The sequence below is a fragment of the Anabaenopsis tanganyikae CS-531 genome, from assembly GCF_029891675.1.
GTDB classification, from domain to species: Bacteria; Cyanobacteriota; Cyanobacteriia; order Cyanobacteriales; family Nostocaceae; genus Anabaenopsis; species Anabaenopsis arnoldii.
This window is the reverse complement of record NZ_JANQDF010000109.1, coordinates 23901-49174: the sequence shown is the minus strand read 5'-3', so window position 1 is coordinate 49174 and position 25274 is coordinate 23901. Positions and strand designations below refer to the sequence as shown.

The 25274-nt window shown below is 43.7% G+C and carries 15 protein-coding genes and 1 pseudogene; 13 read left to right on the top strand and 3 right to left on the bottom strand.

All coding sequences use genetic code 11. From position 1 onward, the window contains the following. The first annotated feature begins 56 nt into the window (after nucleotides 1-56). The 12 genes and pseudogenes from NWP22_RS11240 to NWP22_RS11185 all read left to right on the top strand — a co-directional run bounded on the left by NWP22_RS11240 (nucleotide 57) and on the right by NWP22_RS11185 (nucleotide 18793). Nucleotides 57-278 (top strand): ssl0294 family protein, encoded by a 222-nt coding sequence (locus NWP22_RS11240; RefSeq protein ID WP_271732382.1) that lies wholly within the window; start codon nucleotides 57-59, stop codon nucleotides 276-278. 327 nt (nucleotides 279-605) lie between these two features. Next, nucleotides 606-890: an RNA recognition motif domain-containing protein gene (locus NWP22_RS11235; protein WP_271732383.1), complete on the top strand. Its 285-nt coding sequence runs from the start codon at nucleotides 606-608 to the stop codon at nucleotides 888-890. Between the two features lie 405 nt (nucleotides 891-1295). Further along, nucleotides 1296-2345, top strand: coding sequence for a class 1 fructose-bisphosphatase (gene fbp / locus NWP22_RS11230; RefSeq protein ID WP_271732384.1), 1050 nt, complete (start codon nucleotides 1296-1298; stop codon nucleotides 2343-2345). Between the two features lie 356 nt (nucleotides 2346-2701). Beyond that, nucleotides 2702-3879: pseudogene (gene tal / locus NWP22_RS11225) on the top strand (transaldolase). Nucleotides 3880-3983: 104 nt separating this feature from the next. Continuing rightward, the gene (gene zwf, locus NWP22_RS11220) at nucleotides 3984-5513 is read left to right on the top strand and encodes a glucose-6-phosphate dehydrogenase (protein ID WP_271732385.1); all 1530 of its coding nucleotides are present in this window, start codon (nucleotides 3984-3986) and stop codon (nucleotides 5511-5513) included. A gap of 32 nt (nucleotides 5514-5545) precedes the next feature. Then, a complete protein-coding gene (gene opcA, locus NWP22_RS11215) occupies nucleotides 5546-6907 on the top strand; it encodes a glucose-6-phosphate dehydrogenase assembly protein OpcA (RefSeq protein WP_271732386.1) in 1362 nt (453 codons plus the stop codon). Between the two features lie 155 nt (nucleotides 6908-7062). Next, entirely contained in the window at nucleotides 7063-8550 is a 1488-nt protein-coding gene (locus NWP22_RS11210) for a cobyrinic acid a,c-diamide synthase CobB (RefSeq protein ID WP_271732387.1), read from the top strand. 78 nt (nucleotides 8551-8628) lie between these two features. After that, nucleotides 8629-11370 (top strand): cation-translocating P-type ATPase, encoded by a 2742-nt coding sequence (locus NWP22_RS11205; protein ID WP_271732388.1) that lies wholly within the window; start codon nucleotides 8629-8631, stop codon nucleotides 11368-11370. Nucleotides 11371-11699: 329 nt separating this feature from the next. After that, on the top strand, nucleotides 11700-14684 hold the full coding sequence (locus tag NWP22_RS11200) for a UPF0182 family protein (RefSeq protein ID WP_271732389.1): 2985 nt from the start codon (nucleotides 11700-11702) through the stop codon (nucleotides 14682-14684). 135 nt (nucleotides 14685-14819) lie between these two features. Next, nucleotides 14820-16247, top strand: a complete 1428-nt coding sequence (gene lpdA, locus NWP22_RS11195; RefSeq protein ID WP_271732390.1) for a dihydrolipoyl dehydrogenase — start codon at nucleotides 14820-14822, stop codon at nucleotides 16245-16247. Nucleotides 16248-16402: 155 nt separating this feature from the next. Then, a complete protein-coding gene (gene trpC, locus NWP22_RS11190) occupies nucleotides 16403-17329 on the top strand; it encodes an indole-3-glycerol phosphate synthase TrpC (RefSeq protein ID WP_271732391.1) in 927 nt (308 codons plus the stop codon). A gap of 315 nt (nucleotides 17330-17644) precedes the next feature. Continuing rightward, entirely contained in the window at nucleotides 17645-18793 is a 1149-nt protein-coding gene (locus NWP22_RS11185) for a pyridoxal-phosphate-dependent aminotransferase family protein (RefSeq protein ID WP_271732392.1), read from the top strand. A gap of 386 nt (nucleotides 18794-19179) precedes the next feature. On the opposite strand, the gene NWP22_RS11180 is transcribed toward NWP22_RS11185, so the two are convergent. Then, nucleotides 19180-19407 carry a DUF2949 domain-containing protein gene (locus NWP22_RS11180; protein ID WP_200987871.1) on the bottom strand — a complete coding sequence of 76 codons (228 nt, stop codon included), beginning with the start codon at nucleotides 19405-19407 and terminating at the stop codon, nucleotides 19180-19182. Nucleotides 19408-19855: 448 nt separating this feature from the next. Beyond that, nucleotides 19856-20380 carry a DUF192 domain-containing protein gene (locus NWP22_RS11175; RefSeq protein ID WP_271732393.1) on the bottom strand — a complete coding sequence of 175 codons (525 nt, stop codon included), beginning with the start codon at nucleotides 20378-20380 and terminating at the stop codon, nucleotides 19856-19858. Nucleotides 20381-20859: 479 nt separating this feature from the next. Between NWP22_RS11175 and NWP22_RS11170 the strand changes: the two genes are divergently transcribed. After that, nucleotides 20860-21708: an alpha/beta fold hydrolase gene (locus tag NWP22_RS11170; RefSeq protein ID WP_271732394.1), complete on the top strand. Its 849-nt coding sequence runs from the start codon at nucleotides 20860-20862 to the stop codon at nucleotides 21706-21708. A gap of 21 nt (nucleotides 21709-21729) precedes the next feature. On the opposite strand, the gene treS is transcribed toward NWP22_RS11170, so the two are convergent. Beyond that, nucleotides 21730-25131, bottom strand: coding sequence for a maltose alpha-D-glucosyltransferase (gene treS, locus NWP22_RS11165; protein ID WP_271732396.1), 3402 nt, complete (start codon nucleotides 25129-25131; stop codon nucleotides 21730-21732). Between the last annotated feature and the right edge of the window lie 143 nt (nucleotides 25132-25274).

The window sequence follows — 25274 nt, the reverse complement described above, 5'->3', positions numbered from 1 at the left end:
TTGCGTCTCTAGTTTTTCAGGTTAGGATCATTTAAAACTACAGCAGACTCTCAAATATGTTCATTGATGAATTGTCACCAATATTTCAACAATTAACCAAGCACCCAGTTTCATTTATGGGGGGATTTTTTTCTGGTGTGCTGCGACTCAATCTCAAGGACGATCCGGTCAAAAGCTGGCTGGATAAACACATCAATTCTACTTGTCACACCACCAGTCCAACTAGTGAAGCCCACAATGGCAAAGCTCGCGGCCCTCAGCAAATTTCTATTGATTGAGATTTAGACCTATCCTAAAATGGACTAAACCAGAATTGAGGTTGAACAAAAGTATTATGGGTAGGCATTTGCCTGCCCTGCATGATCAGTTTAATACAGTTTGTTAAATCTCATACTTTGAAAAATGTCACAATCAGTTATCATGTGAGCGTATGGCTAAGTTCAGTCCCTTGGCATCTTGAGTTGAAGCGAAAGCAAGCATGATGATCGCTGTCCTACAACATCCGCCATGGGTGAGTCAGAACAGACTATGCAAAATTTGCAGTTTGTTCATATCTCTTTCCCCAGCTGAACTGATCGCTTTTTGTTACAAATTACGTGATCCACATGACTATTTACGTTGGAAACCTCTCTTACCACGCTACTGAAGAAGACTTAAGAACTGTATTTGCCGAGTATGGTCAAGTCACAAGAGTGGTCTTACCTACTGACCGCGAAACAGGTCGGATGCGAGGCTTTGCATTTGTTGAAATGAAGGAAGATGCTCAAGAAGATGCAGCTATTACCGAGTTAGATGGCGCAGAATGGATGGGCCGTCAACTGAGAGTCAATAAAGCCAAGCCCAGGGAAGACAATCGCGGCGCGAGTTGGGGTAAAAAAAGAGATTATTAACAATAGCAGATTTTTATACCGACGGAAAATTAATTGCTCAATTTGACCAGTCCTAGAGCAGAAAGCCCACTCCTTCTTGGGGTGGGATAAATTTCCAGCAACTTTAGTTGCAGTCAAAACCTACTGACATTAATTTAGCGGTAAGGCAAACAATAGAAAAAATGAACTAGGTAAGCTAGTAAAACTCCTGATATCAAAAAAATTTGCTCATAAAGGTATACAAGCACTAACAGGCTATTTCCAGGAGTTCAGAGAACTTTCACAGGCAAAAGCCAAAATTTCAATTCTTTAGTTTATCTAAAATCATATTTGAGTTATCAAAATACCTTTCTAAGATAGAGGCAGCAACCAAAAGTTGTCATTAATAAATCCAACTCACAAGCACAATGCTAGGGAGTAACAAAAATGACTCAAGCTCCAGAATCTCTAGATTTTTTTATGAATGATGCTACGGATAAGAGCTTAGATCGTGATTGTACAACATTATCGCGTCACGTACTCCAACAATTTAAGACTTTTTCCCCAGATGCACAGGATTTGAGCGCGCTGATGAATCGTATAGCCCTGGCGGGTAAACTAGTTGCTCGTCGTCTGAGCCGCGCAGGTTTAATGGAAGGAGTTCTGGGATTTTCTGGAGACGTCAACATCCAAGGGGAATCTGTCAAAAAGATGGATGTCTACGCCAACGATGTATTTATCTCCGTGTTTAAGCAAAGTGGCTTAGTCTGTCGCCTCGCTTCCGAAGAAATGGAAGAACCTTACTACATCCCAGAAAACTGCCCTATAGGTCGCTATACCTTGTTATATGACCCAATTGATGGCTCATCTAATACCGACACCAATCTCAGTTTGGGTTCAATTTTTTCTATTCGTCAGCAAAAAGGCGATGATATTGATCGTCAAGCATCGGATCTCCTGAGCAACGGACGGGAACAAATCGCCGCCGGATATATACTGTATGGGCCGAGCACAATGCTGGTTTATACTATGGGCAATGGTGTTCATTCATTTACCCTTGACCCCAGCTTAGGGGAATTTATCCTCTCGGAAGAAAACATCCGCATCCCTAATCATGGTTCTGTTTATAGCGTTAACGAAGGTAATTTTTGGCAGTGGGAAGAATCAATGCGAGAGTATATCCGCTACGTTCATCGCACTGAAGGCTATACCGCTCGTTATAGTGGCGCTATGGTGAGTGACATCCATCGCATTTTAGTTCAAGGTGGCGTATTTCTCTATCCAGGGACAATTCAGAAACCAGAAGGGAAATTACGCTTACTTTATGAATCTGCTCCCTTAGCTATGTTGATTTCACAAGCAGGCGGTCGCGCCACCACAGGATTAGTAGATATTTTGGAAGTAGTGCCGAAAAAGCTACACCAACGCACACCTTTAATTATTGGTAGTCAGGAAGATGTGGCCAAGGTGGAGTCTTTTATTCAAAACGGACACTAGTACCGCTCCTAATTCCTAGTGCTGAGACTAAAAATTCTTTTGATTAATTGGCAATGAGTAGTTGATTCACACCGAGGAGCTAATAGATACAATAAATCTCTACCAAGAATTAACAGTTAACATGGCTATGTTATTCGAGAATATCTGGAATTGCGGACGGATCAGATCCCTGGTGATGAACTAAAAATTACCTCAGCGGGTCGATGTCATGAGTGATGATTAACGCCACAATTCAAAAGAAAACATCAAAAATTGATGTATTGTGCGTTGCTTCTCTGGTGATGGCAATAGCGTAGCGTGGCGTAGCTATAGCAACACACACCAGAAGTATCATCAACAGAAGTAAAATCATGGGTATGTCCACCAATCATTTGCTCGAAATTAAAAAACTTGGTCAAAGTCTCTGGATGGATAATTTGAACCGTAAAATTATGAAATCAGGTGAACTGCAAGACTTGGTAGAAAATCAGGGTATCTGTGGGATTACTTCCAATCCAGCCATATTTGAAAAAGCGATGGCTGGGCCAAGCTACGCTATCGCCAACAATACCATGTATGATGCGGACATTGAAGCTGGCATTCGGAAGGGATTACCCCCAAGAAAAATTTACGAATCCCTAATTTTTGCAGATATTTGCAACGCATATGATCTGCTGCACCCAGTATATGAAGCATCCAATAAACTCGACGGTTATGTGAGCATAGAAGTAACACCCACCATTGCCCATGATCCCCAAGCCTCAATAGCAGAAGCTCGTCGCTACTGTCAAGAAATTGGGGGGGAAATGTCATGGTAAAAATACCTGGGACACAGGCCGGTTTAGCAGCAGTAGAACAGGCCATATCCGAAGGTATCAACATCAACATCAGCCTAGTGTTTGCCGTAGACAGTTACATCAAAACAGCAAAGGCTTATATGCGGGGCTTAGAAAAACGGGCGGGAAAAGGTGATAGCGATAGCGTGGCGTTAGCCATAGACCTGAGTAAAATTGCTTCCCTAGCTAGCTTCCTTCTCAGTCGCATTGATACTAAAATTCATGCCAAAATAAAAAGTGGCATTACTGATATCACCCAAAAAGCCAAACTGCAAGCAGTCAAAGGCAAAGTCGCGATCGCTAACGCCAAAATTGCCTACCAGGAATACAAAAAAATTATTCAAAGCCAGAGATGGCAAGCCTTGGCGGACAAAGAAGCGAATGTACAGCGATTACTTTGGGCCAGTACCAGCACCAAAGAGCCAAAATACAGTGATTTCATGTATGTTAACCAATTGATTGGGCCCCAGACCGTTAACACCTTACCACCCGAGACAATTGCAGCTTGCGCAGACCATTGCGATGTAGCATTGCGCTGAGAAAGCGGCGTTGCAGAAGCCTATCAACTCATGGAAAGCCTAAAAGACCCAGACATTAACATTGATCTGAATGTAGTCATCGAGGAACTCCTAGTTGAGGGTATTGATAAGTTCGTCAAACCTTATGAGTCCTTGATGAACTCTTTAGAAAACAAAGTCAAGTTATTGTCACCAGTATAGACCTTCAAGGCACAAGTTTATTTGTAGATGCAATAGCCAAGCGTGGCGTAGTCAGATATCCAGCGTCTCATCAACACACCACTTAACACCCACTGAAAACTTCTATGGTTAGTTTGCTAGAAAATCCCTTGCGCGTTGGCCTGCAACAACAAGGGATGCCCGAGCCTCAAATTATTATCATCTTTGGCGCATCTGGTGACCTTACCTGGCGTAAATTAGTCCCTGCCCTTTACAAATTGCGCCGAGAAGGACGCATACCTCCAGAAACCACCATTGTCGGCGTTGCCCGTCGAGAGTGGAGCCACGAGTACTTCCGTGAGCAAATGCAAAAAGGCATGGAAGAAGCTCATGCTAAAGTACCTTTAGGTGAATTATGGCAAGACTTCTCCCAAGGTCTGTTCTACTGTCCAGGGGACATAGACAATCCTGAAAGCTACCAAAAGCTCAACACCCTTTTAAAGGAATTAGACCAGAAACGGGGCACAAGAGGAAACCGAATGTTCTACCTCTCCGTAGCTCCTAACTTCTTCCCCGAAGCCATTAGGCAACTAGGAAGCGCCGGAATGCTAGACGACCCCTACAAACATCGTCTGGTGATAGAAAAACCCTTTGGTCGCGACCTAGCATCAGCCCAGAGTCTGAACCAAATAGTGCAAAAATATTGCCAAGAAAATCAAGTTTACCGCATTGACCACTACTTAGGTAAAGAAACAGTTCAAAACCTGCTGGTGTTCCGGTTCGCTAATGCCATATTTGAACCGTTATGGAACCGTCAATTTGTTGACCACGTACAAATTACCGTCGCAGAGACCGTAGGAGTAGAAGACCGAGCCGGCTACTATGAAAAAGCGGGCGCTCTCAGGGATATGTTGCAGAATCACCTGATGCAACTTTACTGTCTCACGGCCATGGAAGCACCTAACTCTATGGATGCCGACAGCATCCGCACAGAGAAAGTAAAAGTACTGCAAGCCACGCGTTTAGCTGATATCCCCAATTTGTCACGGTCAGCAGTACGTGGTCAATATAGTGCTGGGTGGATGAAAGGTCAACCAGTGCCAGGATATCACGAAGAACCGGGAGTAGCCCCCAATTCCACTACACCCACCTATGTAGCTATGAAATTTCAGGTTGATAACTGGCGCTGGCAAGGTGTACCTTTTTACTTACGTACAGGGAAGCGGATGCCAAAAAAAGTAAGTGAAATATCTATTCACTTCCGCGATGTTCCCTCTCGTATGTTTCAATCAGCATCTCAACAAAGAAATGCCAATATCTTAGCCATGCGTATTCAGCCAAACGAAGGAATTTCCTTGCGTTTTGATGTTAAGATGCCAGGGGCTGAATTCCGCACCCGTTCGGTGGATATGGACTTTAGTTATGGTTCTTTTGGTATTGAAGCTACTTCTGACGCTTACGACAGACTGTTTCTTGATTGCATGATGGGCGACCAGACATTATTTACTCGTTCCGACGAAGTAGAAGCGGCTTGGCAAGTAGTAACTCCTGCTCTTTCAGTTTGGGATGCACCAGCAGACCCAGCTACTATTCCCCGGTACGAAGCTGGTACCTGGGAACCTACAGAGGCGGAATTATTAATTAACCAAGATGGTCGTCGCTGGCGCAGACTGTAAAAAAATAACCAACGAATACTGACTAAAGTACTATGATTTCCCAAGCTCCAACAATTTTCTCTCTTCAGGCTCCTAAAGATATTTCTATCAGCGAAATAGAAACGGAGCTTAATCAAATTTGGCAAAGTTACGGCATCACAGGTGAAGACGGTACTCTTCCTGCTGCTACCAGAGCCACAACATTTACTTTGCTAGTTTACGAACCGGAAGAAACTCAATATTTGTTATCAGTTCTAGGATTTTATAAAGGTCCTTTAGATGGCATTCTCGGTCCACAAATGGGAGCAGCCCTCAGGCAAGTTCAAGTGAAGTATGGACTTCCCGAAACGGGCACAGCGACACCGGAAACCGTGGCTATACTAAGGGAAGAATTCGCTAAACGTCAGGGAAATATGGCAACATCTGAAAGTGTTGCTTATAATTTCAGCCCCACAAGCCCCTCTATCGCTGATGAAATTGCTCTACGTAATCCCTGCCGCATTATTGCTCTGTTCCCTATTGCTGGGGAAGATGAAGGGGTTAGAGCTTCAATTTCTGCCTACTGTCCGATTCAAAAGCAGTCTTCTAGCACTCTTATCTGTTGTGAATATATTACTTTGAGTGGAACGGCTGCGGCTTTAGAACGCGTGGGAGGTATGATCCCAGCATTATTAATTGGTGGCTTACCCAAGTTTCTCTGGTGGAAAGCTACACCAGACCCTAATAACAATCTCTTTAAGCGACTGGCAACAGTTTGCAATAATGTGATTGTGGATTCTTGCAATTTTAACAAGCCAGAAGGTGATTTACTTAGCTTGCAAAAGTTGGTAGAAACTGGTGTTCCTTTGGCTGATTTAAATTGGCGACGCCTGTCGGCATGGCAAGAATTGACGGCTCAAGCTTACGACTCACCCCATCGTCGCGCGGCTCTTAAAGAAATTGACCGGGTGACTATAGACTATGAGAAGGGTAATCCTGCTCAAGCATTATTATTTTTAGGTTGGTTGGCTAGTCGCTTGCAATGGTCACCAGTTTGTTATAAAACAGAATCTGGTGATTATGAAATTACTCAAGTTCGTTTTGTTGCTCAAGATCAGCGACAAATAGAAGCGGAATTAGCCGGGGTTCCGGTTGCTGATGTAGGTGATGTTGTGGGTGATTTAATTGCTCTACGTCTAAGCTCCACAAATCCCCAAGCGGACTGTGGTACCGTTATTTGTACAGAAACTGGCGGTTGTATGCGTATGGAAACCCACGGGGGGGCTCAGTCTGCTGGTATGTTTCAACAGGTCGGTTCCCTTTCTGAACAAAAAGCAGAGTCTTTGTTAAGTCAGCAGGTGCAGCGTTGGGGTCGGGAGTTACTTTTTGAGGAAAGTTTGGCTGTTGTAGCCGAGATTCTGCTTTTAAACAGTTGAAAAGTATTCTCTAGCAGATGCAAGTTTCTTTAGTAGAGAAGTTCCGACGGAACGTCTCTACAGGGTAGCGTAGCACCACCCGATTGCTATGGCTATCCTTTTTCTTATGTCATAATTACTATGGTGCAGTTAATATTTTTGATGATTGCCAGTCTATGGCTTTAGTTGTCGCAGGAGAACGGAGTGGAGTGGGTAAGACAACGGTTACCCTGGCTCTTTTGGCATCTTTACGCCGTCGTGGTGTATCTATACAGTCTTTTAAGGTTGGTCCAGATTACATTGACCCTATGTTTCACGCTTATGTTACTGGTCGTCCTTGTCGCAACTTAGACCCGGTACTAACTTCTGAGGCTTACCTTAAAAGGTGTTTTGTTGATCACAGTCAGGAGTGTCAATATTCCCTGGTGGAAGGGGTGATGGGTCTATTTGATGGAGTCAAGGGGGTAAGAGGGGGGGAAAAACCTTCCTTGAGTACAGATTTTGCTAGTACGGCACATATTACCAGACTGCTAGATTTACCTATACTGTTAGTAATTGATTGTAGCCGTTTATCCGGCTCTGTGGCTGCGATCGCTCACGGTTATTGTTCTTTTGATCCAAGAATAAAAATTGCTGGGGTGGTCTTAAATCGCGTCGGGAGCGATCGCCATTTATCTCTACTTAAAGACTCTCTAGCAGTATTACAATTACCTATAGTGGGCGTACTGCGTCGTCAGGATAATATCACTATACCCGATCGTCATTTAGGTTTAGTGCCTACAGCAGAACTTCCGAAATTGGAAGCTGTTGTTAATGTTCTGGCTGATTTAGGCGATACCTGTTTTGACTGGCAATATTTATTACCATTGTTGGAGAATCCCAAGGGGGACACAGACGGGTACAGACCTTCCGACCGAACGTCTCTAGACTTTAAGGGAGAAGGGGGAGGAGAATTATTCCCACATTCCTACGGTTATCCTCTCAAAATTGCAGTAGCGCGCGATCGCGCTTTTAATTTCTACTATCAAGATAATCTCGATTTACTGCAAAATCTAGGTGCCGAAGTCGTTTTCTGGAGTCCTTTAACAGATACCCAACTACCTCCTGATATACAAGGAATGTATTTTGGCGGGGGTTTCCCGGAGGTTTTCGCTGAGGGTTTAGCAGCTAACATTTCTGTGCGTAATGCGGTTAAAACAGCAATTTTAGCAGGAGTACCCACCATAGCCGAGTGTGGGGGATTAATGTATTTATGTAAAGAAATTATCGACTTTGAGGGTAAACCTTGGCAGATGGCGGGGGTCTTACCCACATCTGCTATTATGGGCAAAAATTTAACTTTAGGGTATCGTCGAGCGGTAGCTTCACAAGATAACCTATTAGTATCAGCAGGTACAAGCATTTACGGTCATGAATTCCATCGTTCTGAGTTAAACCCTAAACCTGAGCAAAGTTTATTTAAAATTTATCCCTACGATGGTGATGGCTTGGAAGTAGAACACAACAGTCAACATCTGGGAACTGATGGTAAGACCCACAGCTTGTCTGGGCTACATCTGAGAAATCTGCACGCATCTTATATTCATGTACACTGGGGACAAAATCGGGAAATCCCCCGCAGGTTTCTGCAACGCTGTCTAGAGATATCAGAAAAGAAAAAGTAGTACAGACAGAGGACGACGTATTTATATATCCAAATTTATTTAGAGATTTTAACCACTCTAGAATTTGAGAACATTTTTATGCCGACGACTGGAACTAGTATATCAGCACCCCAAAACTATCACAGCCAATGGACAACAGAAGTTATTCAAGTTCTCAATAGCGACCCAGAAAGGGGATTATCTTCTACGGAAGTTGACAAACGACAATCTGAGTTTGGTAAGAATGAACTTAAGGGTAAACCGGGAAAGCCTGCTTGGTTGAGATTTGTCTTGCAGTTCAATCAAGCCCTTCTCTACATTTTACTTATTGCCGGGTTAATTAAGGCTCTTTTACTTCAGTGGACAAACGCCGGGGTAATTTGGGGTGTGACTCTAATTAACGCTATCATTGGCTTTGTCCAAGAGTCAAAAGCCGAAGGTGCGATCGCCGCCTTAGCCCAAGCTGTTACCACCGAAGCGACGGTGATTCGTAACGGACAAAAATCCCGAATCCCCTCCCAAGAATTAGTTCCCGGTGATATTGTCTTACTTACTTCTGGGGATAAAGTCCCAGCAGATTTACGGTTATTCAACGTTCGTAATTTACAGGTAGATGAGTCCGCTTTAACGGGGGAGTCAGTACCGGTAGAAAAGTCTACTGCTGACCTCAGACCCGATACTCCCCTAGCAGAAAGGGTGAATATGGCTTATGCAGGTAGCTTTGTCACCTTTGGTCAAGGTAGCGGTATTGTTGTGGCCATTGCCAACGCTACGGAAATGGGGCGTATTTCCCAGTCCCTAGAACAAACCACCAGTCTCAGCACCCCCCTCACCCGTAAATTTGACAAATTTAGTCATCAACTCCTCTATATAATCCTTGGACTAGCAGCTATGACGTTTGCTGTGGGCTTAGGAAAAGGACAAACCTGGCCTGCTATGTTTGAGGCATCGGTGGCCTTGGCGGTGAGTGCAATTCCCGAAGGTTTACCCGCAGTGGTGACGGTGACCATGGCTATTGGAGTTAACCGCATGGCAAAACGTCACGCCATCATCCGTAAACTACCGGCGGTGGAAACTCTAGGGGGGGCTACTGTTATTTGTTCGGATAAAACTGGTACTCTCACAGAAAATCAAATGACGGTTCAGGGAATTTACGCCGGCGGGCAGCATTTCCAAGTCACAGGTACGGGTTATAATCCTCAAGGGGAGATTCTGTTTGAGCAGCAACCAGTAGATTTACAAACCGGATACTTCCCCGCCCTTGCAGATTGTTTAATGGCTGGGTTACTTTGCACAGACTCTCATTTAGCAAAAAATAGTAATGGTAATTGGTCTGTGGTAGGTGATCCTACTGAATGCGCTATAATTATAGTGGCAAATAAGGCGGGGTGGAGTCAGTCGGAAATGACAAAATTAACTCCGCGCATTGATGGTATTCCCTTTGAGTCTGAGTTTCAATACATGGCTACTCTCCATGATAACCGAGACTCGGAGTCGAGAATTATTTACGTCAAGGGTTCCGTTGAAGCTATTACCAGTCGTTGTGAGCAAATGCTCAATGCTGAGGGAGAACTCGAACCAATGGCGGATCTTGAGTTAATAGAGCAGCGCGTGGTAACGATTTTAGCTAAACAGGGAATGCGGGTTTTAGCTTTTGGTAAAAAAATCGTCAGCCATGGGCAGAACTCTGTAGACCATGAAGATATTGCTTCTGGTTTGATTTTCTTAGGTTTACAGGGGATGATTGACCCACCCCGTCCAGAGGTGATCGCCGCAGTGCGTGCCTGTAAAACCGCAGGGATTCAAGTTAAGATGATTACAGGCGACCATATTACCACAGCCAAAGCCATAGCCCAACAAATTGGTTTAGAAAAAGACGGTCAGGTACAAGCCTTTGACGGTAAGCAAATCGCCCAAATGGACAACAGCCAACTCGCCCATGCTGTGGAGCATGGTGTGGTCTTTGCTAGGGTAGCTCCAGAGCAGAAATTGCGCTTAGTGGAAGCTTTGCAATCCCAAGGGGAAATTGTGGCCATGACCGGCGATGGAGTCAACGACGCTCCCGCTCTCAGACAAGCAGATATTGGTATCGCCATGGGGGGCGCAGGTACAGATGTAGCCCGGGAAGCCTCTGATATGCTGCTTACCGATGACAATTTTGCCTCTATTGAGGCTGCGGTGGAGGAAGGACGCACAGTATATCAGAATTTACAAAAGGCGATCGCCTTTATCTTACCGGTGAATGGGGGCGAATCCATGACTATTCTCATTAGCGCCCTCTTCGCCAGAGACCTACCCATTCTCTCCCTCCAAGTGCTGTGGTTAAACATGGTTAACTCTGTAGCCATGACCGTACCTTTAGCATTTGAACCCAAATCAGACCGGGTAATGAAACGTCCACCCCGCAACCCCAAGGAGCAGTTACTTTCTCGTACACTGTTCCAGCGCATAGCAGCAGTTTCTATCTTTAACTGGATTCTCATCTTTGGGATGTTTGAATGGGTGCGTCAAACCATAGGGGATATTAACATAGCTCGAACCATGGCAATTCAAGCTCTAGTCGCGGGACGAATTGTTTATTTATTGAGTATTAGTCAGTTAGCGAATGTAGCGGCGCGAAAAATCCAAGGTCAAGCAGTCAGTATCAACGATGGTCGCGCCATGTCTGTGGGTATACTCGGCACAGTATTATTACAAATCATATTTAGTCAATGGGATGTTATGAATCTTTTATTTAAAACCGCACCCCTGAATTTACAACAGTGGTTAATTTGCTTACTTCCGGCTATACCTATGATTCCCCTGGCTTGGTTTGTTAATCGCATAGACCCCACTAATTAAGGCCAATGGCTAACGCCACGCTATATGTGTCCGTTCTGTTCTACTATGTTCTTTGGTCTGACCAATATATTTGGTGTATTCCTTTACCTTTAAGTTGACCCACCAATTGCGGCACAGGAGTAAGCGATAGCGAAGCGCTGCTGCAAGCAGATCGCTATCAATAAAACTAGAGAAATAAATCTTTCACCAATTACATTAGTATCCAGGGTAAGAGCATCTGAATCACTGCATCGGTTACCACCATCACCACACCACTACCTCACCGAGATTCAGGTAAAATAGACCTAAGAGGGTGAAAGTTGTGCACTCTCGCTTACCTGAGTTGATTTATGTTACGGAATTGGTGGTTTAGATTACTAACAATATCCCTAGGAGTCTGGCTATTCCTGGATTTGCTTGCGCACCTAGGAGCAGAAATACTCTGGTTTGAAAATATCGGTTATTTACAAGTATTTCTTCTACGGATAGTCACCATGGGGGGACTGTGGATATTTGTAGCAGGTATCAGCGCCGCCTTTTGTTTGGGTAATCTTCACTTAGCTTACCGCCACCAGCATCCCCCAAATCATCCCTCCCCCATGGTGGCTGTAAAAGTGCAACAAGTCCCCAGAAGTAAAGAAATTAAACTAGTCTGGTTACTACCCATAGCATTAGTATTAAGTTTTCTAGTTGGCTTAATGGTGATTTACTATAGCCAAATAGCTGCTACCCATTGGCATCCGGGAATTATCCGCGATATTCCGGTAAATCCTCAGTTATTTCGACCGGGGCGCATTTGGGAGTTAATAGGTAACTTTATTTCCACCCCTTGGTATTTCGGTTTAATTTTGGCAATAGTCATCGCCATTGTAGTATATCCTCATTTTCTATTGCGGGCGATCGCAATTCTTCTGAGCCTTCTATTTGCTCAAATCATATCCCACAACTGGGCTAGGATACTGCAATATTTCGCCCCCACATCCTTCAACGCCTCCGAGCCATTATTTGATCAAGATATCAGCATATATATATTTTCCCTCCCCTTTTGGGAGCTTCTAGAACTATGGTTAATGGGATTATTCTTGTATACCCTCATCGCTGTAGCCCTAACTTACCTCTTGGGTGCCGGTAGCCTTAGTCAAGGCGTTTTCCTGGGGTTTTCTTCCCAGCAACAGCGTCATTTATACGGTAACGGTGGACTATTCATGCTCCTAGTAGCCCTGAGTTATATGCTCAGTCGTTACGAGCTAGTTTATTCCCCACGTGGCGTTACCTACGGTGCAAGTTATACCGATGTTACAGCCGTTCTCCCGTCCTATACCATCCTCTGCTTTGCTTCCCTAGCCCTAGCCTTTTACCTGCTATGGCGGACAGTAAGCTGGAAACCCCAATCCCGCTACCGGCCATTTATATTTTACAGCTTAGGAGTTTATCTAATAGGAATGGTCGCCGCCGATATTTTCCTCCCCACCCTAGTGCAATATTTAATCGTACAGCCCAACGAACTCCAACGGGAACAACCCTACATCCAGCGTACCATCGCCCTAACCCGCCAAGCATTTGACTTAGAAAACATTGACGTGCAAACCTTTAACCCCACAGGAGACCTAACAGAAGCCGATATCCAAAGAAATGACTTAACAATTCGTAACATTCGCCTGTGGGACCAGCAACCACTGGTAGAAACTAACCGCCAACTGCAACAGATTCGCCTTTACTACCGCTTCTCCGATGCGGACATCGACCGCTACACCCTGCTTAAGGAAGTACCCGCGGAAATACCCACAGCAACGGGGGTATTTCCCAACCCAGTAGACGAAGAGACCACAGAACGGCGACAAGTACTAATAGCCGCCAGGGAATTAGACTACACCGCCGTACCCCAGCAAGCTCAAACCTGGGTAAACCGCCATTTAATCTATACCCATGGTTTCGGGTTCACTATGAGTCCAGTAAATACCGTCGCACCTGGTGGACTACCAGAATATTTTGTCAAAGACATCGCCGGTAATAACGACACCGCCCTTACTACCTCCAGTGAAGCCATTCGCGAGAGCATCCCCATAGGAAAACCCCGGATTTACTTCGGTGAAATCACTGATACTTACGTCATGACTGGAACAAAAGTTAAAGAATTAGACTTTCCCAGTGGTAGCGATAATATATACAACATTTATGATGGTGTGGGCGGAATTCGTGTTGGTAGAGGGTGGAGAAGATTACTATTTGCCATGTATTTAAAAGATTGGCAAATGCTATTTACAGAAGACTTTTTACCAGATACTCAAGTGTTATTCCGGCGGAATATTAAAGAACGTATTCAAGCGATCGCCCCCTTCCTCCAATTTGACAGCGACCCTTATTTAGTTGCTGCTGATGCTGGTGACAAAGACTTTGAGAAAAACGGCAGCTACCTTTACTGGGTAGTTGATGCTTACACTACAAGCGATCGCTATCCCTATTCAGACACAACCAGCCTCAACATAGCCGACCATCAAGAGAAAATCAACTACATCCGCAACTCAGTTAAAGTAGTCATTGACGCTTACCACGGCACAGTTAACTTTTACATAGCCGACCCCGGAGACCCCATCATAGCCACATGGGGGAAAATATTTCCCGATACCTTCAAACCCCTCTTGGACTTACCACTGAACCTGCGGAAACATATTCGTTACCCCGTGGACTTGTTCAAAATTCAGTCCGAGCGATTAATAACCTACCACATGACCGACCCCCAGGTGTTTTATAACCGGGAAGACCAGTGGCAAATACCCACAGAAATCTACGGGGACGAAGCCCGTCCAGTTAAACCATACTACCTCATCACCAGCCTCCCCACAGTCCCCCTTTCTGACAGCAATTCCTCTCATAGGGAAGAATTTATCCTCCTCCTACCCTACACCCCCAGACAACGCTCTAATTTAATCGCCTGGTTAGCAGCTCGGTCAGACGGTGAAAACTACGGTAAATTATTACTCTATGTATTCCCCAAAGAACGCCTAGTTTTTGGACCAGAGCAAATAGAAGCCAGAATTAACCAAGACCCCATCATCTCTCAACAAATTTCCCTCTGGAATCGTCAAGGTTCCAGAGCAGTTCAAGGTAACCTCTTAATTATCCCCATTGAACAATCCTTATTGTACGTCGAGCCAATTTATTTAGAAGCCACTCAAAATAGACTCCCCACCCTAGTACGGGTAATCGTGGCTTTTGAAAATAGAATTGTGATGGCTCCTACACTCGAACAAGCATTACAGGGAATCTTTCAGCCAGAGGTAACACCAACCCCCACAATTATTCGTCCTTTGGAGGAACCAACCCCATCACAGTAAATTGAAAAAATTTAAAGTTTAAAAAATTTAAAGGAATTGCCAAACTATGGGGAGTTGCATAGGTTGCACGTGATAGCGTAGCTTGGCATAAGCCATAGTTGAAAATAAATAGGCAAAGTACAAGGGGAAACTAACGTGAGTGATGGATTTGATTACGATTTAGTGATTATCGGCGCGGGTGTGGGTGGACATGGCGCAGCCCTACACGCTGTTAGCTGTGGTCTGAAAACAGCGATTATTGAAGCTGGGGACATGGGGGGAACCTGTGTGAATCGTGGCTGTATCCCTTCCAAGGCTTTGTTAGCTGCGTCTGGACGTGTGCGGGAGTTACGTAATGCCCATCATCTCAAATCCCTGGGAATTCAAGTTGATCATGTGGCATTTGACCGTCAAGCGATCGCAGACCATGCTAGCAGTCTTGTATCAAAAATTCAAGGCGACCTCACCAACAGCCTCAAACGTCTAGGAGTAGATATTATCAGAGGTTGGGGAAAAATTGCCGGCACTCAAAAAGTAACTATCACTAGCGATAGTACACAAAAAACAGTGACAGCTAAAGATATCATTCTTTCCCCTGGCTCTGTCCCCTTCGTACCCCCAGGCATAGAAGTAGATGCTAAAACCGTTTTTACCAGCGATCAAGGTGTAAAATTAGAATCTCTACCGGAATGGATCGCAATTATTGGTAGTGGTTACATCGGCTTAGAATTTTCTGATGTTTACTCGGCTTTGGGCTGTGAAATCACCATGATTGAAGCCCTAGACCAACTCATGCCAGGATTTGACCGGGATATTGCTAAACTAGTAGAACGAGTCTTAATTACACCCCGGGATATAGAAACCAAAGTGGGAATATACGCCAAAAGAATCATCCCCGGTTCCCCCGTGGTAATTGAATTAGCAGACTTTAAAACTAAAGAAGATATTGATGTTATTGAAGTCGATGCTTGTTTAGTAGCCACAGGGCGTATTCCCGCCACCAATAACTTAGGACTAGACACTTTAGGCATAGAACTAGACCGGCGGAATTATATCCCCGTAGATGACCATATGGCTGTGCTCTCTGGCGGGGAAGTAGTCCCCCATGTCTGGGCCATTGGTGACGCCACTGGGAAAATGATGTTGGCCCACACCGCCTCGGCTCAAGGTGTCGTCGCGGTGGAAAATATCATCGGTCGTCCCCGCACTGTGGACTATCGCAGCATCCCAGCGGCCGCATTTACTCACCCAGAGGTCAGCTATGTAGGCTTAACAGAAGTAGCCGCCCAGGAATTGGCGCAAGCTGAAGGCTTTGAGGTGGCTACTACTAAAAGTTACTTCAAAGGTAATTCCAAAGCTCTGGCAGAAAAAGAAGCCGATGGTATGGCTAAAGTAGTGTATCGCCAAGATACTGGTGAGGTTTTAGGAGTGCATATCTTTGGCATGCACGCCTCGGACTTAATTCATGAAGCCTCAGCCGCGATCGCTAACCGTCAAGCTGTCCAAGACCTGGCTCACTTAGTACACGCCCATCCTACACTTTCGGAAGTGCTAGATGAAGCTTATAAACGCGCCGTGGTTTAAGGACTAGGGCGGGAAGGTCTTATGAGTCGTGATGGCTACGCTACGCCATCAGTGGCTAAAGGGTGCCTGTTAACACTGAAATATTTTTCGCCCGTCATTGTCTCTTGAGGGCCGGGAGTGTCAAACTCAGGAAAGAAGAACTCAAAACTTAAATTATGCAAATTCGTCGCCGTTCTACCAACACTACCATTAATGTCTCTTTTTTACGTTATCAGTCTGCTTTGCCAGATATAGAACCAAACAACATTTTGGAGGAAATTGTCTGGCATAAGGAAGTTGAAATTGACCAAATGCGGGAAAGGCGACCTTTAACAGAATTGCAAAAGCAGGCACTCTCGGCACCACCCACCCGTGATTTTATCGCCGCTTTAAGACAAGGAAGCACCAAGCCGGCTTTAATTGCTGAAGTCAAGAAAGCTTCCCCTAGCAAGGGTGTCTTACGAGCGGATTTTGACCCGGTAGCCATTGCTTCGGCCTATGAACAAGCCGGAGCTAGTTGTCTTTCTGTTTTGACAGATAGGAAGTTTTTTCAAGGCAGTTTTGAGAATTTAGCCCAAGTGCGTGCTAGGGTGAAATTACCACTTTTATGTAAGGATTTTATTATCTATCCTTACCAAATGTATTTGGCTCGTATTCAGGGTGCAGATGCAATTTTGCTAATTGCGGCTATTCTCAGTGATCAAGATTTACAATACTTCCTGAAAATTGCTAAAGCATTGAAGATGACAGCCTTGATTGAGGTTCATAGTTTGGCAGAACTTGATCGCGTGTTAGCTTTAGCTAAACGTTGGACAGCGGACCGCTCAACTTGTGAGTTTTTGGTGGGGATCAATAATCGCAATTTAGAAGATTTTTCCGTTGATCTTCAAACTACCTGTCAATTATTGGCAGCACGAGTTAGTCAATTACAGGAACTTAATCTCCTAGTTGTGAGCGAGTCAGGGCTACATACTCCTGAAGATTTACATATAGTACACCAGGCAGGAGCAGCAGCCGTACTCATTGGAGAGTCGTTAGTTAAACAACCCGACCCTGGTTTAGCGATCGCTAAACTGTTTGCTAACCACCGCCAACCGCTGTAGCGGGAGATTCGGTGCTTATTTATGTCCATGCAGGCAGAACCTAGGGTAGGGTACACAGATAAATCCGTAGTTGAACAGATGATAAAATGCTATAACTTGAAAGAAGAATTTTAGATTATTTTTAACTAATATACATAGGTTGTTGCAAAAGTCAAGTAAACCATCATTCTTTAGCTCTAATGATCTTTAAATCTGTGGATTTGAAGACTATGGCAAGTATTGTTTATGTATATGCAGATAAAACCTAAAATTCCCCCCAAAAATTTAAGTATCCTCCCCAAGTTTTGAACTTTTATTCTTTTTTAGGACGAACAAATGGACAATAAGCTAATGCTCATGATTCCTGGCCCCACACCAGTACCAGAAGCTGCTTTATTGGCATTAGCCAAGCACCCAATTGGACACCGCACCAATGAGTTTAGTAACATCATGGCGGAGGTGATAGAAAACCTCAAATGGTTACACCAAACTCAAAATGATGTACTAATGCTCAATGTTAGCGGTACGGGTGCGGTGGAAGCGGGAATCATTAATTTTCTGTCTCCAGGCGATCGCGTTTTGGTCGGTTCCAATGGGAAGTTTGGAGAACGCTGGGTAGAAATCGCTGCAGCATACGGTTTGAATGTTGAAGCTATTACTACCGAATGGGGGAAACCTTTAGATACATCAGTGTTTGCAGAAAAACTGCAAGGGGATACCAACAAGGAAATTAAAGCCGTCATTATTACCCACAGCGAAACCTCAACCGGTGTGTTGAATGACTTAGAAACTATCAACCGGCTAGTAAAGGAACATGGCGAAGCTTTAATTATCGTGGATGCAGTTACTAGCTTGGGCGCATTCAATTTACCCATAGATACCTGGGGTTTAGATGTAGTGGCTTCCGGTTCCCAGAAAGGTTATATGATTCCCCCAGGATTAGGATTTGTTGCTGTTAGCCCCAAGGCTTGGGAAGCTTACAAAACTGCAAAATTACCGAAATATTATCTTGATTTAGGTAAATATCGCAAATCTGCCGCCAAAAATACCACTCCCTTTACTCCACCGGTGAACTTGATTGTGGCTTTACACACCACATTACAAATGATGAAGGATGAAGGCTTGGAGTCAATATTTACTCGGCACCAAAGACTCAAAAATGCCACCCGCGCCGCGGTGCGTGGTTTGAATTTACCTTTATTTGGTGCAGATGATTATGCCAGTCCAGCAATTACCGCTGTTGCCCCACAGGGTATTGAAGCTGATAAAATTCGCTCATTGATGAAGAAGCGTTTTGATATTGCTTTGGCCGGTGGACAAGACCATCTGAAAAACAAAATTTTCCGCATTGGTCACTTGGGTTTTGTTAGCGATCGCGATATTCTCACCTGTATAGCCGCCTTAGAAGTGACTCTTACTGAACTCGGCTACGAAGACTTTATCCCTGGTGCTGGTGTAGCAGCAGCGGCTAAAGTATTTAGTTAGTCTCCATCCCCAGTCTATCTGGGGAACGTAAACCCTTGGCGAAGCGTCTCCAAGAGAAAGGAGAACTGTTAGCCACACCAATGATGAGTATTTTGGTTCTACTCCCATTGAAATTATAAAGAGCGAGTTAAACAGTCAACTCGCTCTTTGCATCCTTCTGGAAATAAGTAAAAATGGTAACAGTCAATTCTGCTATCTATCGGACTCGGTACAACACAGAATCCACGTGACATCCTCAATTCTCCGGTATGAAAGGCATACTTATACACATTAGAACCATGATTGCAATCAAAAACTTCGCCAATCCAACTTATGTCATAGAAACGCCATAGGTTGAGGTAGCCTGTATTTTAGACTTAGACAATGCAAAACTCAAATTCCTGCTCTTATGCTGTTTCCAGCCAATCATAAATTTGTTCTAACTGTTCTAACGTAATTAATCCATACTGCCAAAGAATCATTGGTAAAGGACCGGGATCTTGTTCCCGATGTCGCAGGGCGACTGCAAGAGAAGCCGAGGAAATTGACAAATCTTCCTCTAGAAAATGAATCAGTCGTGAATAGGTTGATGGTGACATTTGTAACTCACCCCCTTTAGTTGAATTTATTGTCATATAACCATGTCCCATTTCTCAGTAACCTGCAGCTAATGTTTCATTCGTAACTGGTGATGACCGGAATGACTTACGCCACGCTACGTTCTCAGAAATTCCAACACAATTGGCTAAAACTCTTCAAACTGAAAGATTTCACCGGTTAAACTCGAAGATTCCCAATTCAAAGCACCACTGATATTGTTGACTATTATGTTTGATTTCATCACACATTTAGTCACAAATATTCCATAGCTAATACTCTCTTATGAGAGTCCATTTACACTTACGCCAAAAGGAATATTTTTGGCATCCATAGTAGAGAAATGTGATTATAGCTTGAAACTGCAAATTTCACTATGATGTAAACAAGGTAAATAGTATCCATAATAAAGTTCTATTCTATACTTAGCAAATCTTGGAAACAAAGATATTAACTTAGGATTCGCCCCATCTGACAGGGGGAAATTTATTTCCCCAGATTTCCCGTATCGAAAAACTCAATTTTGATCACATCACCATCCCGCAAATTTAATTCCGCAGATCGTCCAGATCGCAATTCAATGACCATATCAACGGGCACATTAGGACCATAAGTAGGGCAAGGTTCCCTAGGACACGGAGGCGCAGAAGCCTGAATATATCGCACCACCCCATTTTGCAAAAACACCATATCCAGAGGAACAGGGACATTTTTCATCCAAAATCTGACAGGTCGTGCAGAAGGGAACTGAAATAACATCCCCTGATCATCTGGTAAAGGTGGACGATACATTAAGCCCTTCGCCTGCTGTTCCGGTGTCCGTGCCACTTCCAATTGGACTCTAGTACCATTAGACAGAACTGCTTGTGCTGAAATTGGTAGCATTTGACCACTGGGAGCTTTTGTTTGGCTACTGGCTGTGGATGTGGTAGATTTTGCTGTATTTCCAACAGAACAGCCCATTAGTAAAACATTCAGGAGCATCGGGACTACAATTAGCCAACGCATCATAATATTTTCTGATTTGGTAATTTAAATTGCGATTGCACAGCACTTATGCTAAAAACTACGGTGTGAGGATAGATAAAATTAATACTTCCAGTTTAAAAAGCAGCCGCTTAAGTCATATACTGCTTTGGCCTGGGAAAAAGGTCAACACCATCAGATTTGTGTTTTTACCTCATAGTAAATCAAATGATGATCATTGTGATTCCTAGGGAAATTGGCGCTAAATATATGAATTGTAGCTCCCAACTTGTGAGTTGAGAAGGAACTTTTTAAAAGAGGTATGAAAAATATAGCACATAAGAATATTCTCTCCCAGGTGAAAAAAAACTTGTAGCAGAAATAAACAAAGTACAAATCAATCCTGGGGCATACCTGGTGGTTGTGGAACATGACAAAGGGTAATTGCAAGGCACACAAGTCAAGAGCGTCAATAGACTGTAAATCAATTGAATTTTATTTATTGAGGGGGAAAATATTAAATTATGTCCTATATCTCCACCACACCGGCAAACCTGAACCTCTACATCCAAGGTGAGGGGTTCCCTATTCTGTGTTTACACGGTCATCCTGGATCTGGTCGTAATCTTTCTGTTTTTACCAATCATTTATCCAAACGCTACCAAACTTTCGCCCCTGATTTACGCGGCTACGGTAAAAGTCGCTGTAATGGCAATTTTGAGATGTTAGACCATTTGACAGACTTAGAGGCGCTTCTAGACCGCTTTCAAATTGAAAAATGTCTGATATTGGGATGGTCACTGGGTGGAATTTTGGCAATGGAAATGGCATTGCGACTACCACAACGCTTTACTGGTATGATTTTGGTGGCCACCGCAGCCAGACCCCGTGGCAATCATCCCCCCATTACTTGGCAGGATAATCTATATACTGCCATTGCCGGAATTTTGAACTATATTCAACCAAGTTGGCAATGGAATATAGATACTTTTGCCAAGCGATCGCTTTTTCGCTATTTGATTCAACAACATACCTCCACAGCTTATAATTATATTGCCACCGAAGCAGTACAGTCCTATTTACAAACCTCTTCTTTCGCAACTCGCGCCCTCTACACTGCTCTGAAATCTGGTTACAATCGACTCTCTGATTTACAAAAAATTCACTGTCCTGGTTTGGTACTGGCTGGGGAACAAGACTGTCATATTACCCCTGAGTCTAGTTTAGAAACGGCACAACATTTGAAAAGTAGCCAGTGGCGTTGTTACCCAAATACAGCACATTTATTTCCTTGGGAAGTTCCCCAACAGGTATTAGGTGATATTGATATTTGGTTGGAAGCACATCCCCAAGTTGTGAAAATGCCAAGATGAATTAACCACAGATAAGCAGGTTCATGATTCTGATATTAGTTGCAAAATCAGTTGTAGGGGAATTTCTACGTAATCTGGACGATGGTTGAGTTCATGGTGGAGTTCCTCTATTGCTTTTTCTAATAGATAGGCAAATAGCAGTAATTGTAGTTCCGCAGGGGTTTTTGGTAAAAAGTTGTTTTCCCCAGCAGTTGCTAAATAAGAATTGCAGAAGGTAGCACTCACCCAGGTATACCAAAATTTTGCCCATTGTTTCATAAGTGGCAGATTGTCAGGGCGAACCATACCAGTTTCTATTTCACGGCGCAAAGCTTCAGTCACAGCATAATTGAAGGATACCAGCATCCGGGCTACATCTCTTAATGGCGATCGCTTGCGGCGGCGTTCACTCAAACTGCGGGCTGCTTTACCTTCAAAATGGGTGATAATAAAGTCCTTACCAGTGTACAGCAATTGCCCCAGATGATAGTCCCCATGATAACGAGTCCGGAAGGCGATAATTTTTTGATTCACAACTAACTGGAAACGTGCCAAAATCTCTTGTTGGTTATTAAGTACATCTGTTGCCAATTCCTGGGTATGAGATGGCAAATCTTTTGCCCTTTCCCTAAGTAATCGGAAAACTCGCCCTGTGAGGTTACGTGCATCTTGGTAGATGGAACGTTGGTAAAATGATGAAAAGGGTTCTGGCGCAAAGTCGGGATTATCTGTATCTGTAGCTAAGGTCATATGCAATTCAGCCGTGGATTTACCTAATATTTCTACATTTGGAAGGTAAGAATTAATGGTTTTGGTCGCCAGGTCGGGAATATCAGTTCTCTGTAAGTTTAAGAGAGAACCTGATGGTATGGGAACTTCTGTAATACTCGCCTGTTCTGTAGTCACCACATCAAAATAATGACGTAGGCTGTCTACGGTGTAATCCCAGCCGCTGCGAGTATCTTGAATTAACTCTTGTAATATGCCTATGGTCATCGGTAGGTTGGAAATATCCCCAAATCTCTGATAGCTTGCGTGGCGTACCCATTGGCGACCATACTCTAAAGCCCCTGCTACAGGTACAAAATGTTGTAAGCGTTTTTTCTCCCCCAGAAAACGCCGGATTTCTAAATCCGGGTGCATACCTTCCTCAAATTTCCGGAAGAGTTTCAAACATAGGCGCGAGCCATAAACTATATAAGTATTGGTTTGTTCTTCTTCCTTGAGAACATTTGGTTCATGGTCACCGTTTTGTGAGTATAACTGTGAAAATAAATCAGTGGTCGTGGCAAATAATTCTCCTTTTGTCCCTCTATATAAACGCTGCTCCCCAATAGCATCTAATAATGAACTCAAAAAGTTCTTATCTACTAACGCATCAAACAAAATTCCTACTTCTGAAGTATTAACCAGGGTATTCTCCCTTTGCACTTGCAGACGTGAAATTACAGCTTGGGGGATTTCTCTCAATAGCTGCATTGCTTGCTCACTCTCTGCATAGGCGAAAAATAATAGATAAGTTTCCCTGTGTCTATCAATATAATCTACCTGTAACCAAACCATTTCGGCTAACTGCTGATTGTAGGGTATGGCAATGGTTTCTACAATTTGCACCGATTGCAAAGTTCTGGTTTTACCACCAAACCATTTACAGGTATATAGGTAATCCCGCAGTGTTGATTCTAAAACCCCTTTTAACTCCCGTTGTAAAATCACATTTTGCCACCGTTCATTCACAACTAGGGTAGGTAACTCGGCTTGGGGTTTCGGGGGTTGAGTCAAACTAGGCTTACGTTTGAGGACAAACCAGTAAAATCCATGGGGACTCAGACTGAGAAAATAAGGCGACTCTCCAATGGCGGGAAACTCCGTGTAACCAAAAATTTCCACTGGTACTAGTCCTGTGAAATCTGATAAATCTAATTCTGCCGTTTGGACATAATGAGATAAATTTGCTACTATGAGGATATGTTCTTCTTCGTAGGTGCGGCTAAAAGCAAAAACTTTGCGGTTATTAGGGTGTAATAATTCAAATTTGCCTTTACCTAAAGCCTGAAAACGGTTTCGAGTAGCAATCAAGCGTTTCATCCAATACCACAGAGAATTGAAGTTAGCCCTCTGTGCCTCGACGTTAACCGCTTCATAGTGGTATTCTGAGTCAATAATCACCGGCAAGTACAACCTCTGGGGATTAGTCCGACTAAAACCGGCGTTGCGGTCAGAACTCCACTGCATAGGAGTGCGTACACCATTGCGATCGCCTAAGTAAACATTATCCCCCATGCCAATTTCATCACCATAATAGATTACGGGTGTTCCCGGTAGGGATAACAACAAACTATTAAGTAACTCAATTTGGCGGCGGTCATTACCTAACAGAGGTGCTAGTCGGCGGCGGATACCTAAATTTAATCTCATTACCGGGTCTTGAGCATACACCCGATACATAAAGTCTCGGTCTTCATCTGTGACCATTTCTAAGGTCAATTCGTCGTGATTACGCAAAAACAACGCCCACTGACAATTGTCAGGAATATGTGGAGTTTGTTGGAGAATATCTACAATGGGGAAATTGTCTTCCATCTGTAGGGCGATAAATAGGCGTGGCATTAGGGGAAAATGAAAGTTCATATGGCATTCATCCCCGTCGCCATAATATTTAGCTGCATCCTCTGGCCATTGATTAGCCTCAGCTAGTAGCATCTTGTGAGGATGTTTCGCGTCAATGTGCGATCGCAATTCTTTCAGGAAAGCATGAGTTTCCGGGAGATTTTCGCAGTTAGTCCCTTCCCTTTCATACAAATAAGGTACTGCATCCATACGTAATCCATCAACGCCCATTTCTAACCAAAAATCTAAAACATCAAATACCGCATCTCTTACCAAGGGATGATCATAATTTAGATCCGGCTGATGGGAATAGAAACGATGCCAATAATAAGCCTTAGCCACCGGATCCCAAGCCCAATTCGAGGTTTCAAAATCCTGGAAAATAATTCGCGCTTCTTGGTATTTTTCTGCCGTATCACTCCACACATAAAAATCTCTTTCTAGACTACCTTTTGGGGCGCTGCGTGCGCGTTGGAACCAAGGATGTTGATCCGATGTATGGTTAATAATTAACTCAATAATCACCCGGATACCCCGCTCATGGGCAGCATTCAATAGGTTTTTAAAGTCTTCTAATGTCCCATAGATGGGGTTAATACTGGTATACTCAGCAATATCATAACCATCATCTTTCAGTGGTGATGGGAAAAAAGGTAGTAACCAAATAGCCGTAATCCCTAAATCTTGCAAGTAATCTAGTTTTTCTATTAGTCCCTGTAGGTCGCCAATACCATCACCATTACTATCAGCAAATGCACGAATAGGTACTTCGTAAATAATCGCTTTCTTAAACCATAAGGGGTCATCTTTGATGATTAAGTCTGCTCTTCTCATTTTATCTATCAACTTTTAGTGATAAAACTCTTATTTATTTTTTTATAAAAAAATTGTTAACTCACTTTTTCCTCTTCCCTCCTATCACAAAATACCTAAAATCATAACTTTATCCATCTCACACAGGTAAGAGCATTAACAAG